We start from the raw sequence: 12,893 nt of genomic DNA, 5'->3' as shown, positions 1-12,893 counted from the left end.
TATGTCCTTCTCCTGTCATTTCGGTTCCCCCCAGACCGGGGCCGGCGTGATGTCGGGCAGCAGGGCGATATTGGATCGCAGGCCGGTAATCGCCCGGCCATATAGCTCGATGGAAAGCTGTCCGTTCAACGCATTGTGACGGGTGCCGACGCTCAGGTCGCGCCAGATCCGCTGCAAGGGGCTGGAAAGGGCGAAGGCGCCCGGCCCGGCGATATCCATCAACCGGTTGCCCGCCGCGCGCAACAATTCCATCGCATAGCCGCAATCGGCCTGTATCTGAGCCTTGTCGAAGCCGGTGAGCACGCGGCATTGCGCGGTTTCGTCCAACATCCCGGCGGCACGGCGCACATGCAACCAGGCCGAATCGATCTCCATCGCCGCGCGGCCGGTCATGCCGACCAGAGCCTCCGAACCGCTCTGCCCGGCATAGGTCCAGCCCACTATCTGTCGCCTGGGCATCGCCTGCACCACGCCTTCGAGCAATGCCGTCGCCGCGCCCAGCATCGGCGCGAGCACGCCCAGCGGAAATAGCGGCTCCATCGGCCATCGGTCGCGCGGTTCCAACCCCTCCATCGCCAGGATCGCCTCGGCCGGCGGCGTACGCGACGACCAGAGGATCAGGTCGTCCGGCACGAACAGATCCCGCGCGACGATCATGTTGCTGCCGGAACCGGCCATGCCCGCGACATGCCAATTGTCCTCGATCGAACAAGCAGGGTCGCGCAGATCCAGAAATGCCAGAGCCGGTTCAACACCCCCATCCGTTTCGATCATGACGCCGTTCAGCGCCCAATCGGCGTGCAGGCACCCCGATCCATAACCCCAGCGCCCCGACACGCGATAGCCGCCCGACACCGCAACCGCTTTGCCCGAAGGCGCGGAGGCACTGCAAAACAGTTCCTCGCCGGTCTGGAACAGCCGCTCCGTCATGGCCGGCGGCAGCGCGAACGCCGTTCCGGTAATTCCTGACAGCAGACCATAGGCCCAGGCAGTGCCGACGCAGCCCTTGGCCAGTTCGGCAACTGTCTCGATATGGGTGGTCAGCCTGTGGCCTGGCCCACCGGCGCGTTCGGGCGCCGTGATATGGAACAGGCCGGATGCGCGCAACGCCCCCATCACCGCCGGAACGATCCGCCGCTCGCGTTCGCACGCGGCGGCATGGTTCTCCAGCAAGGGCCGCAGCGACGCGGCGATGCCTACTGGGTCGGCCACGAAGGCCACGGGCCGCTTGTGCGCCGGACGTTCTTCTACCGTTTCAGATCGCATCCGAATCATCGCTCCTCGCCGTTTCCGAATATAATGACGTTATTGTCATTATACGGCAAGCACGTCCGGGCGGTCCTATCCGTCCCACCGTCCTGCGAACCGTTGAATTTTCGTTTCGACGCGCCCTGCCTCCCGATAGGCTGTAGGCGGACGCTCCTCTTCTAGGGTCCGCGCAATCGCCGACAGCGCCGATAAGGCCGGCTCCAAGAGAGGACTTGCACCGATGCGTAAAATCGACCTTCCGCCCTTCGATCGCGCAGCTTTCGCCGACAAATATGGTCCCTGGGCCATCATCGCTGGCGCCTCCGAAGGCACCGGCGCCTGCTATGCGGAACAACTGGCCGCCATGGGCATCCATCTGGTGCTGGTCTCCCGGCGGCAGGAAGCGCTCGATGCACTGGGTCAGCGGTTGGCAACCGAACATGGCATCGAATATCGTGCCATCACCGCCGACCTCACCGAACAGAGCGCGGGAAGCCGACTGGTAGAGGCGACCGCCGATCTGGACATCGGCCTCTATATTTCCAATGCCGGCGCGGACGGCGCGGGCAACAGTTTCTTCGGCGAACCGGTCGATCGTTCGCTTCGGCTGCTCACCATGAACGCGGCCAATGTGCTGGAAGCGGTGCATGGCTTTGGCAATCGCTTCCTGAAGCGCGGCAAGGGTGGGGTCGTCGTCATGTCGTCCGGCGCGGGCCTTGGCGGGCAGCCCTGGCTGGTCATGTATTCCGCGACCAAGGCGTTCGAACTCAACTTCGTCGAATCGCTCTGGGCCGAGCTGGAAGGACAGAATGTCGATATCGTCGGTATCGCGGCCCCCATCATGGATACCCCGACCCTGCGCCGCGCGACCGAGGGGCTGGGAATGGATTATTCCATGGCCTATGATCCGGCCGATGTCTGCGCGCTCGCCCTTGCCAGCCTGGGCAAGGAACCGTTGGTGATCGTTCCCGATGGTCCGGACGAGGAGAAAATCCCGCAGATCCAGGCCGACCGCAAGACCCGCCTCGTAGCGCTGGCCGAATGGGGCAAGGCCTATACCGCCGCGGCGAACGGCTGACCGGGCACAAAAAAGGGGAAGAGGTAATGACGGATCAGGTCGACGTCGTCGTCATCGGCGCAGGACATAATGGCATGGCCGCCGCCGGATATCTGGCAAAGGCCGGCAAGAAGGTCGTCGTGGTCGAGCGTCTGGCCAAGGTCGGCGGCATGACCAGTTCGGGCTATATGATCCCCGAAGCCCCCGACCATCTGGTGACGCCCTGCGCTGTCGAACTGCTGTTCGCCCGTAAATCCGGCATTATCGAGGATTTCGACCTGCCCAAATATGGCCTGCGCACGGTCGATCCCGATCCGACCTACGCCTATCTCCATCCCGACGGCAGCTCGATCGCGCTCTTCTACGACTATCACCGCACGGCGGAGGATATTGCCCGCATCAACCGCAATGACGGCAAGGCCTATCTGGAGTTCATGAAGACGCTGAACGTCATGATGGACATCGGCTTTCCGCTGATGATGGCGGAGCCGGGGCGGCCGGACGTGAAGAACCTGTCGAAGATGATCGGCAGCGCGGTCCGCAATGTCCGCCTGAAGGACGAGCTGATCGCCATGTCGAAGGCGACGGCGGACCAGATCGCCTGCGAACGGTTCGAGCATCCGGCGACGATCGCCCTGCTGCTGGGCATCGCGGCGGGGGCCGGCCCGGTCGATGACGACGGCAATGCCGCCGCCTATATGATCTTCGCCGTCACCCACAAATATGGCACCGGCAAGCCGATCGGCAGCCTGCAATCCTTCGCCGACGCGCTCGCGCGCAGCATCGAGGCGTCGGGCGCGACGATCGAGCTCAATGCGCCGGTCGCCGAGATCATCGTCGATGATGGTGCGGCAAAGGGCGTACGGCTGGAGGACGGCCGCGTCATCCGCGCGAAGATGGTCATCGCGACCTGCGACCCCCGCACGGCCATGCGCCTCACGACGCCCGGCGGCGTTCCGCGGACGCTGACCCAGCGGATCGAACATGCCCCGGCGAACCGCTCGAACGCGGCGCCCTTCCTTGCCAATATCGCCATGTCGGGGCCGCTCCGCCTGAAGAAGCATCAGGATTTGCGGCATGACGACGCCGATCTCGACAAGGCGGTCGGTCTGATCGGCACGCCGGAGGAAGTGCGCGAGTCCTTCGCCATGGCGCGACGCGGCGACATCCCCGATCGGCACGCCATGTCGCTGAGCCCATTGTCCAATTCCGACCCGACGCAGGCGCCTCCCGGCGGCTCGCTCGCCTATGTCTATCTGCCGGGCGTCGCCGTGGACGCGCGGGAGGGCTGGTCGCCCGCGCTCAAGGACCGGACCATGACATCTGTCATCAGTCATCTGGGTGAATTTTACGACGGCCTGGACACGGAAGTCGGCCGCTTCGTCGAAACCGCTCGGGAGCGCGAGAAGCGGCTCAATGTCACCAATGGCTGCGTGACCCATATCGATTTCGGCGCGCTGCGTTCGGGCGTCCATCGCCCGGCCACCGGTTTCGGCGGCCCCAAGCCGCCCTTCCCTGGCTTCCTGATCGGCGGCGCCGGCGCGCATCCGGGCGGGGGCGTGTCCGGCATTGCCGGGCGGATCGCCGCCAACCGCGCGCTGCGCGAACTCAAGAAGATCAAATAAGCGATGTCGAGCAAACCTAATCCTGTCGCAATCCCCGCCCATCTGGACGATGTGACGGCGCAATGGCTGACGCAGATCATGCAACCGCGCTATCCCGGCATCGTGGTCGAGGCGATGGAGGAGGTGTTCCTCCGCAACAGCCATACCACCAAATATCAGGTGAAGCTGACCCTCAACGATGTCGGCAAGGCGGCCGGCATCCCCGACAATGTCTGCCTCAAGGCCAATTGGGCGCAATTCGACAGCCAGGGCATCTGCCGCCTCGAAGCGCGTTTCTATGAGGATTTCCGCCGCCACGTCGCATTCCCCGCCCCGCGCTCCTATTTCGAGGCATGGGATCCGCGCCCCGACAGCGGTCAGGGACTGGTCGTGATGGAGGATCTATCCATCGAGGGCGGTCATTTCGGGATCAGCACCGACCATATGGGCGTGGAGGAAGCGGCGCGCGGCGTCGCCAGCCTGGCGCGCATTCATGGCGCCTTCTGGGACAGTCCGGTCCTTCACGCGGCCGACTGGCTGCCCGTCTCCATGGCGACGCCGGTGGACACGCAGCAGCTGACCATGATGTACGGCTTTGCCGAGCAGAACCATGCCAAGCCGGACTATCAGGCATTCCTGCCGGGCTGGATCAAGGGCGATCTCTCGCGCCTGCATGGCGTCTACAACGCCCTGATCGATTTCGCGCAGAACAAGGAACGGGGTCCATGGTGTCTGGTCCATGGCGACAGCCATCAGGGCAACAGCTATGTCCGCCCCGATGGCGAACGCGTCTGGCTCGACTGGCAGCTCGTCCGCAAGGGACGGCCGATCCGGGACTTCACCTATTTCGTTCTGGGCGCCCTCACGATCGAGGAACGGCGCTCCCATGACCGGGAACTGCTGCGCCACTATCGGAACTGCCTGGTCGAAACGGGGGCGCTGGGCGTGCCGGATGACGACACGCTGTGGGAATATTATCGCCGCTGGCCGCCCTATGCGATGCAGGCGTGGATCGCGAACATGGACGAGTGGGGCCAGAAGGGCATGCACATCGTCGAGCGCATCTTCGTGGCGGGCGAGGATTTGGGCACGGTCGCCGCGCTCGGCGTGCAATTTTGACGTAAGGATGATCGGATGACCGACGCCGTCACGGCCTTCCGCGCCGATGTTCCGCAGGCGGCACTGGACGATCTGCGCCTCAGGTTGCGCCGTACGCGCTGGCCCGAGGCGGAGACGGTCAGCGACTGGAGTCAGGGCGTCCCGCTGGCGGCGCTGCGCGATCTGTGCGCCTATTGGGCGGACGGCTATGACTGGCGGCGGTGCGAAGGGGCGCTCAATGCCCTGCCCCAGTTCACCACCGCGATCGATGGTCTGTCGATCCATTTCATCCATGTTCGCAGTCCCCGGCCCGACGCGCTGCCGCTGATCCTGACCCATGGCTGGCCGGGATCGGTGCTGGAGTTTCTGAAGGTGCTCGGACCGCTAACCGATCCCGCCGCCCATGGCGCGCCGGACGCGCCAGCCTTCCATGTCGTCATCCCCTCGCTGCCAGGCTACGGCTTTTCGGACAAGCCGACGGCCGCAGGCTGGGGCGTCGAGAGGATCGCGCAAAGCTGGATCCAGCTCATGCGCCGCCTCGGTTATGACCGCTTCGCCGCGCAGGGCGGCGACTGGGGGGCGGCGGTCACGACCGCCATCGCCATGGCCGCGCCGCCCGAATGTATCGGCGTCCATTTCAACATGCCGCTGGTATTCCCGGAGGAAAGCGACTTTGCCGACCTGACCCCGGCCGAGGCCAGAACGGTCGAGCGGATGCAATATTATCAGGAGCATGATTCCGGCTACGCCAAGCTACAGGGCACCCGACCGCAGACGATCGGCTATGGGCTGGCGGACTCGCCCGTAGCGCAAGCCGCCTGGATCTACGAGAAGTTCCAGGCGTGGACCGACAATCAGGGCGTGCCGGAGAATGCGCTGACACGGGACGAAATGCTGGACGTGATCAGCCTCTACTGGCTCACCAATAGCGGCGCGTCATCCGCGCGGCTCTATTGGGAAAGCGCCAATGCGTTTCAGGCGCGTCAATTGGACCTGCCGGTCGGCGTCAGCATCTTCGCGCAGGAGATTTTCCGTCCATCACGGCGCTGGGCCGAACGCAGCTACCCGCGCCTCATGCACTGGAATGAGCTGGATGCCGGCGGCCATTTCGCGGCCTTCGAGCGGCCAGCGCTGTTCGTCGCGGAATTGCGGGCCTGCTTCGGCGCGATGCAAGGGTAGCGCCTGCCGCAATCCCCCTACCGCCCGGCAGGCTCGATTCGTCCTCCGTCGATCAAAATTGCCTCCGCATCAGGATCGTGCCGGATGACTGCACCGATGCAGAGCGGCGGCGCAGTCCAAAAAAGAGAGAGGATAATGCATGAGCGAGCCTGCCGTCGCCCCCCTTGCCGTCATCGATCGGCATCTTGTCCCCCGCCCCTATCCCGCCCGCACCGCGCCCCTGCCCCACGGTCGCTTCACGCCCGACGCCGCATGGCTGGGATCGTTGCTGGCCAACAAATATCCGGGCGTCGTCGCGCAATCGATGGAGGTCGTGCAGCTGTTCGACAGCCACACGACCAAATTGCGCATCGTGGTGGACTGGAACGAGGCCGGGCGGGCCGCCGGCTTGCCGCGCAATCTGTGCATCAAATCCAACTGGTCGGGCATGTTCGACGATGTCGACATCCATGCGCTCGAAGCGCGCTTCTATCATTTCCTGACGGACAAACTCACAGCCAATACGGCCACATGCTATTATGCCGACTGGGACGATGACGGCTCGGCGCGCGGCGTCATCGTGCTGGAAGACCTTATCGACCGGGGCGGCACGTTCGGCCACTCGACCCAGCATGCCGGTGTCGACGGGGTCGCGACCGCGCTGGCGGATTTGGCAAAGCTGCATGCGGGCCTGTGGGAAAGCCCGTTGATCACGCCCGAAGCGGCACCCTGGCTGCCGACATCCATGGCGGTGCCGGTCGATTATGACCAGGTCCGCATCATGTGGCACTGGATCGAAGAAAATTTGAAAGACCCCAATTTCCGCGCCATCGCACCCAGACATTATCTGGACGACGCGCGCAGGGTCGAGCGCGCCTATGACCGGCTGGTCGCCTTCGAGCGCGCCTTCGACGCGCCCTATTGCATCATCCTGGGCGACTGCCATCAGGGCAACACTTACATCCTGCCCAATGGCGAGCGCATGTGGGTCGACTGGCAACTGGGCCGGCGCGGGCGGCCATGGCGCGACCTTACCTATTTCACCATCGGATCGCTGACGATCGAGGAGCGTCGCCAAAATCATCGCGACCTGATCGCCCATTACCGCGACTGCCTGATCCGGGAAGGCGCGACCAATGTCATCGACCTCGACACCATCTGGAAGGAACAGGTGCCGCGCTGGGTGATGTACGGCATCCAGGCTTGGGTGGCGAACATGGACTATTGGGGCCAGAACGGCCTGCCGATGAACGAGCGGTTCTTCGCTGCGGGCGAAGATCTGGGCAGCTGGAAATTGTTGGGCGAATGACGATCATGCCCCTGCCGCGCTCGAACCGCGGCAGGGGCATCGATTTAACGGCGGCGTTTAGGCGCGGTCAGGCGCTGCGCGGCGCTATGAAGGACGCAATGCGCGGCTGAACGCGCAAGTCCGCCGGCACATGGTCCGGCCCGATGCGCCGATCGATTTCCTCCTCGAACCAGTAAAGCGCGCGCTCCTGATAGCCGGCCCAGATCGAAGGGATCGTCCCGTTGCGCAGCGATTGCTGGATATTTTCGAACAGGCACAGATCCTCGGACAGGATATGTTCGGTCGCCGCGCGCATCCCCTGCCAGTAGAGCTTGTCCTCTTCGCTGTCGGTCGACCATCCCATCTGGCGCACTTCCATGACAGACCGGTCGGACCCCATCGGCCAGAAGCATTGCAGGTTGAATCCCACCGGATCGAGCGAGAAAAATGTGTTGGGAAAGGTCGGCAGCGCAACCGTATTTTCCAGAAATACCGGCGCGATGTCGTCCGGTTTGACCGGCGGGGTCTTGAACAGCGACTCCCCGCCCTTCTTCCGCGTTCCGAACCGCATATGACCGCCTTCATAAAGCGCGATCACGAAACTGCGCGAATCCAGATGCGGCGCCAGCGTCGTGGGATGGACCGTGTTGACATGATAGATCTCAAGGAAATTATGATAGGCGATTTTCCAGTTGCACGCCATTTCGACGAAGAAATGATCCTTCACCACCATGCGCTCCAGCGGATATCCTTCCGTCAGCGCCACGAATTCCCCCAGGAAATTCTGCAACGGCTCAGCGTCGTCATCGAAATTGATGAAGATGAAGCCGCGATAGGTATCGCACTTCACTTCGATCAGACCGTTTTCCGCCTTGTCGAGACAAGCGAAATCATGCTGGCTGGGAACCGATTTGAGGGTGCCTTCAAGGTCGTAGCCCCAGGCGTGATAGGGGCAGATGAAGCGCATGGCGCGCCCCTGTGGCTCAAGCAGAAGCGGGGAACCGCGGTGCCGGCAGGCATTGTGAAAGGCCCGGATTCGACCGTCCTTGCCGTGGGAGAGAATGACCGAGCGGTCCAGATGCTGGAACAGGCGGTAGGAACCGGGCGCGGGGAGGTCGGACGCAATGCCGGCCAGCAGCCAGGTGCGATTCCAAAGCCTGTCCTTTTCCAGCGCTTCGAAACGCGGGTCGGTGTAGCGGCCGGCTGGAATCGGAGGAAGGGCCGGAAAATCGCTGGGATGCTCGGATCGCTTCAACTGCTCCTCCATTGTCCGGTTGAGCAATTCCAACGCAGCTTCACGCATAGCTCTCTCCTGTAAAAGCCCGCAGGCTCCGTTTCAATCAGACTGGCCACATCACGGTTCAAGGAACCTGCAATTGGATAGGGTCATCACTGTCATAGTCCAGGCAAGCTGATAGCCCTCTGTTCCGATGAGTATGCTTATGGCCTTGAAACATCCCACATCCACGGACGGAATCACCGTCGATTATATCAACCAGCTACTGGCCACGGCGGGCACGGGCGCAACCGTCACCGACATGCGCATCATCGACGCCAAAACCTATGGCGAGCAGATGGTGTCGACGGCGGGGCGCGTGGCGATCGAGGTCGATTATAGCGATGACACGGCCCCTGACCTGCCCAACCGCCTGGTGCTCAAGCTGACCCGGGCGGTCGATGAGATCATGGCCCCCTTCTACGCCAATGAAGTGGCCTTCTACCGGGGCATTCGGCCGGAACTCGCGATCGAAGCGCCGCGCTGTTTCGGTGGCGACTTCAATGCCTCCACCACGCATTTCGGGCTGTTGCTCGAAGATCTGGCCGTGCGCGGCGCGACCTTCCCCAATACGACCATGCGGACCGGCCCGGACGATGTGCGGGCCTTGCTGGATCAGCTGGCCCGGCTGCACGCGCGCTTCTGGGAATCGCCCCGCTTCGGCGCGGATCTTGCCTGGGTCGAAACCCATGTCGAAGGCGCGGTTGCAACGATGATGAACGAACTCGCGCCCGCCTATATTGCGCATGAGGTCGAGACCGAAAATTTCAAACGGGAAATGGTGCAGCGGCTCCGCACCACGCCGGACAAACTGCTTGCGGGGGTGCAAGCGGTTCAGCGACATCAGTCAACCCTGCCCCAGACGCTCTTGCATGGCGACACGCATCTCGGCAACAGCTACCGCCTGCCCGACGGAACGGCAGGCCTGCTCGACTGGCAGCTCATGGTGCGCGGCTACGCGATGCACGACATCAACTATATCGTGACCACCGGCCTTTCCATTGCGGACCGGCGGGCGCATGAGCGCGATCTTCTGGGCTATTATCTGGATCGCCTGGGGCAGGAAGGCGTCGCACGCCCTCCTGCCTTCGACGATGCCTGGGCCGAATATCGGCGAACCCTGATATGGGGCGTCTATATCGGCTGGCTGACGACCCCTGTCGTCAATTATGGCTGGGAGATCAACGTCATGAACCATCTGCGGCTGACCACCGCCTATGAGGATCTCGAAACCGCAAAACTTGTCGACGCGCTGTTTTGACGGCGCGCTGACGGACTACAACTGATTGCTCCCCGATGCGGCGAACAGCCGCTGGAAATCGACCATCGTGGGCTGGTGGGCGGTAAAGCCGCCGTCCACCGGGATCATCGCGCCGTTGATGAAGCGAGACTCGTCCGACGCCAGGAAGGCGACGACATGGGCGATGTCGCGCGGGCTGCCCAACTCCGGGTTGAGATGATGGTCGAGCAGCACATCCTTGACCGCTTGCGGCGTCGTTTCGACGGCCGTCTCGCTGAGGACGAAGCCGATGGCGATCACATTGGAGCGGATGCCCTGCTTGCCATATTGGGTCGCGAGGAAGCGGCTGAGGTTGATGAGCGCCGCCTTGGACGCGCCATAGGCCGTCAGCGTCATTTCCCCCAGCAGGCCGAAACCGGACGCGGAATGGATGAGCGACCCGCCGCCCCCGACGATCATAACCGGCAGCGCATGTTTGCACAGCAGCATCGGCCCTCGCGCATTGACGGCAAAGGCCTTGTCCCAAGCGCCGGTGTCGAGATGGACGACATCGCGATCGAGCCCGCGCTGCTCGGTCGTCTGATAGGCGGCATTATTGTGGAGGATGTCGATCCGCCCGTGCCGGCCGGCGATCCGCGCAACCGCAGCGGAAACGCTGTCCTCGTCGGTCAGGTCGAACGTCTCCGCTTCGGCACGGAGATTCTTGCCGCGCAGCGAATCCGCCGCCGCCTCCACCCGATCCGCCAATATGTCGGAAAGGATCACGGTCGCCCCCCTCTCGGCCAGCACGGTCGCCACCTCCAGGCCGATGCCCTGCGCCGCGCCCGTCACGATCGCTACGCGACCATCCAATGATCCCACCATTTCGCTTCCTTCTATCCACGTGACAAACGCTGAGCGCCAACCAGCGATACCTAACCGCCTAGGGCGGATCGAAACAATAGGCGCAGATCTTGTTGCCGTCGGGGTCCAGCAGATAGGCGCCATAGGCGTGGGGCACGGCGCCGCGGGGCCCCGGCGGCCCGGCATCCTCGCCGCCCGCAGCCAGACCAGCGCGATGAAAATCATCGACCGCGCGGCGATCCGGCGCCTTCAATCCCAAGGTCGCACCATTGCCGCATGTCGCCGGGCCCTGAAGCGGGCGCAGGATCAGCAATTCGGGCACCCGTCGTCCATAGCCGACGCCCTGATCCAGAAACGGACCGAGATTGACGATCCCCAGCGGCGCAAGCACCGCATCGTAGAAACGGGCGGATCTTTCCAGGTCGTTGCTGCCAAGGCAGACATGCGTGAAGATGCCCATCGCGCCCTCTATCCGCTCACTGTGCCCGGCTCATGCCTTCCAGCATATCGGCGACATAGGGCGTGTGATGAACGATCCCGCCATCCACGCCGATCACCTGCCCGGTTATGAAGGCCGCGCCATCCGACGCCAGAAACAGCACCGCACCGGCAATATCCTCCGGCACGCTCTCGCGCGGGAGCAGGACATGCCGCTGGATCATGGCGATCTGATCAGGGGTCATCATCTCCCGGGCCAGCGGGGAGAGCACGAGGCCCGGCGCGACCGCGTTGACCCGGATGTTGAACCGGCCGAACTGCACCGCCGCATTGCGGGTCAGCGCGTTCACGGCCGCCTTGGACGCGGAATAGGACGGATTGTTGATGTCGCCAGTCAGCGCCACCCCGGTCGAGGTGTTGATGATTGAGCCGCCGCCGCCCGCAATCATGTGCGGCGCGACCGCCTTGATCATCAGCATCGTGCCCCGCGCATTGACATGAAAGGCGCGATCCCAGGTCGCGGCGTCGAGATCGAGAAGCGAGCCATCGGCGGCCATCTGCTCCAGCCGCGTGTCGGCCGCATTGTTGTGGAGGATGTCGATGCGCTGATGCTGCCGCATCACATCTGCGACCAGCGCCGTGATGCTGTCCTCCTGCGCGAGGTCGAGCGCCATCCCCTGCGCCCGCCCGCCCGACGCCTGAATAGACCGGGCGACGGCTTCTGCCCGTTCAGCCGCAATATCCGCCAGGATTACCGTCGCACCGGCCTTTGCCAGGGCCCGTGCGCAGGCCTCCCCGATATTGGCCCCCGATCCGGTGACGATAGCGACCCGTCCCGATAAATCCGTCATGGGCATCTTCTCTCCTGTCCGTCATGGGCGCCGCACCATCGGGCTTCCGCCGCAGCGGGACGCTGCCACGGCAGGCGCCCGGCGATACCTAGACAAAGATAGGTTTGGCGGAATTGATAAGCCGCGCATCTATGACGCTCCTCAAGCGGAGAGCCCTTCATGAGCGTCACCATCTTTCAACTCGACCGGTCCCGCTCTGAACGGGCGGTCTGGCTGATGGAGGAAGTGGAGTGTCCCTACGACATTCGCTTCTTTGCGCGGCTGGAAACGCTCGCGGCGGAGCCGGCCTACAAGGCTTTGCATCCGCTGGGTTCTTCGCCAGTGATCGAGGCCGACGGACAACGCATCGCCGAAAGCGGGGCGGTCATGGACTATCTCGCCACGACGCAGGGGAACGGTGCGCTCCGCGCCAATCCCGGCGACCCGGACTATGCTGACTATCTTTTCTGGTTCCATTTCGCCGAATCCTCCCTGATGCCCGCGCTGGTGACGGAGATCATGGCCGAACGGGCAGGCATCGCGCAGGATCATCCCTCCCGCGTCGCAGGTCGGGCTCATTCAGCGCGCCTGCTGAAACTTGTCGACGACCGGCTGACGCATGCCCCCTATATGGCGGGCGACCGGTTCACGGCGGCCGACATCATGATGACCTTTCCCTTCACCACCACGCGATTGTTCATGTCCGTCGACGTGGAAGGACATAAGAACATCGCCGCCTATGTCGGGCGGATGACGGCGCGTCCGGCCTATTGCCGGATGCGCGACATTGTCGACCATCCCCCGATCGCCTGA

At 63.7% G+C, this 12,893-nt stretch carries 12 protein-coding genes; 7 read left to right on the top strand and 5 right to left on the bottom strand.

Features of this window, described 5'->3' with window-relative positions; all coding sequences use genetic code 11:
* Positions 1-15: 15 nt before the first annotated feature.
* Positions 16-1,266 (bottom strand): acyl-CoA dehydrogenase family protein, encoded by a 1,251-nt coding sequence (locus TZ53_RS18195; RefSeq protein WP_235600736.1) that lies wholly within the window; start codon positions 1,264-1,266, stop codon positions 16-18.
* Between the two features lie 223 nt (positions 1,267-1,489).
* On the opposite strand from TZ53_RS18195, the gene TZ53_RS18190 reads away from it, so the two are divergent.
* From TZ53_RS18190 to TZ53_RS18170, 5 genes are all read left to right on the top strand, one after another.
* Positions 1,490-2,326 carry an SDR family NAD(P)-dependent oxidoreductase gene (locus TZ53_RS18190; protein WP_044662222.1) on the top strand — a complete coding sequence of 279 codons (837 nt, stop codon included), beginning with the start codon at positions 1,490-1,492 and terminating at the stop codon, positions 2,324-2,326.
* Positions 2,327-2,352: 26 nt separating this feature from the next.
* Positions 2,353-3,930 carry a phytoene desaturase family protein gene (locus tag TZ53_RS18185; protein WP_044662221.1) on the top strand — a complete coding sequence of 526 codons (1,578 nt, stop codon included), beginning with the start codon at positions 2,353-2,355 and terminating at the stop codon, positions 3,928-3,930.
* A gap of 3 nt (positions 3,931-3,933) precedes the next feature.
* A complete protein-coding gene (locus TZ53_RS18180) occupies positions 3,934-5,028 on the top strand; it encodes a phosphotransferase (protein WP_044662220.1) in 1,095 nt (364 codons plus the stop codon).
* Between the two features lie 15 nt (positions 5,029-5,043).
* Entirely contained in the window at positions 5,044-6,186 is a 1,143-nt protein-coding gene (locus TZ53_RS18175) for an epoxide hydrolase family protein (protein WP_044662219.1), read from the top strand.
* A gap of 139 nt (positions 6,187-6,325) precedes the next feature.
* Complete coding sequence (locus TZ53_RS18170; RefSeq protein ID WP_044662218.1) at positions 6,326-7,474, top strand: phosphotransferase; 1,149 nt, start codon at positions 6,326-6,328, stop codon at positions 7,472-7,474.
* 67 nt (positions 7,475-7,541) lie between these two features.
* Here TZ53_RS18170 and TZ53_RS18165 read toward each other — a convergent pair whose 3' ends face one another.
* Entirely contained in the window at positions 7,542-8,756 is a 1,215-nt protein-coding gene (locus TZ53_RS18165; RefSeq protein WP_044662217.1) for an aromatic ring-hydroxylating oxygenase subunit alpha, read from the bottom strand.
* A 139-nt stretch (positions 8,757-8,895) separates the two neighbouring features.
* On the opposite strand from TZ53_RS18165, the gene TZ53_RS18160 reads away from it, so the two are divergent.
* The gene (locus TZ53_RS18160) at positions 8,896-9,990 is read left to right on the top strand and encodes a phosphotransferase (protein WP_044662216.1); all 1,095 of its coding nucleotides are present in this window, start codon (positions 8,896-8,898) and stop codon (positions 9,988-9,990) included.
* Positions 9,991-10,005: 15 nt separating this feature from the next.
* Here TZ53_RS18160 and TZ53_RS18155 read toward each other — a convergent pair whose 3' ends face one another.
* From TZ53_RS18155 to TZ53_RS18145, 3 genes are read right to left on the bottom strand one after another with little or no spacing between them, the layout of a single operon-like run.
* Positions 10,006-10,833, bottom strand: coding sequence for an SDR family NAD(P)-dependent oxidoreductase (locus TZ53_RS18155; protein WP_044662215.1), 828 nt, complete (start codon positions 10,831-10,833; stop codon positions 10,006-10,008).
* 58 nt (positions 10,834-10,891) lie between these two features.
* A complete protein-coding gene (locus TZ53_RS18150) occupies positions 10,892-11,272 on the bottom strand; it encodes a VOC family protein (RefSeq protein WP_044662214.1) in 381 nt (126 codons plus the stop codon).
* Between the two features lie 16 nt (positions 11,273-11,288).
* The gene (locus tag TZ53_RS18145; RefSeq protein WP_235600735.1) at positions 11,289-12,101 is read right to left on the bottom strand and encodes an SDR family NAD(P)-dependent oxidoreductase; all 813 of its coding nucleotides are present in this window, start codon (positions 12,099-12,101) and stop codon (positions 11,289-11,291) included.
* A gap of 159 nt (positions 12,102-12,260) precedes the next feature.
* On the opposite strand from TZ53_RS18145, the gene TZ53_RS18140 reads away from it, so the two are divergent.
* Positions 12,261-12,893, top strand: a complete 633-nt coding sequence (locus TZ53_RS18140) for a glutathione S-transferase family protein (RefSeq protein ID WP_044662212.1) — start codon at positions 12,261-12,263, stop codon at positions 12,891-12,893.

The sequence above is a fragment of the Sphingobium sp. YBL2 genome, assembly GCF_000943805.1.
Lineage (GTDB): Bacteria > Pseudomonadota > Alphaproteobacteria > Sphingomonadales > Sphingomonadaceae > Sphingobium > Sphingobium fuliginis.
Note: the sequence above shows the minus strand (reverse complement) of the source record. Positions and strands in the feature narration are given on the sequence as shown.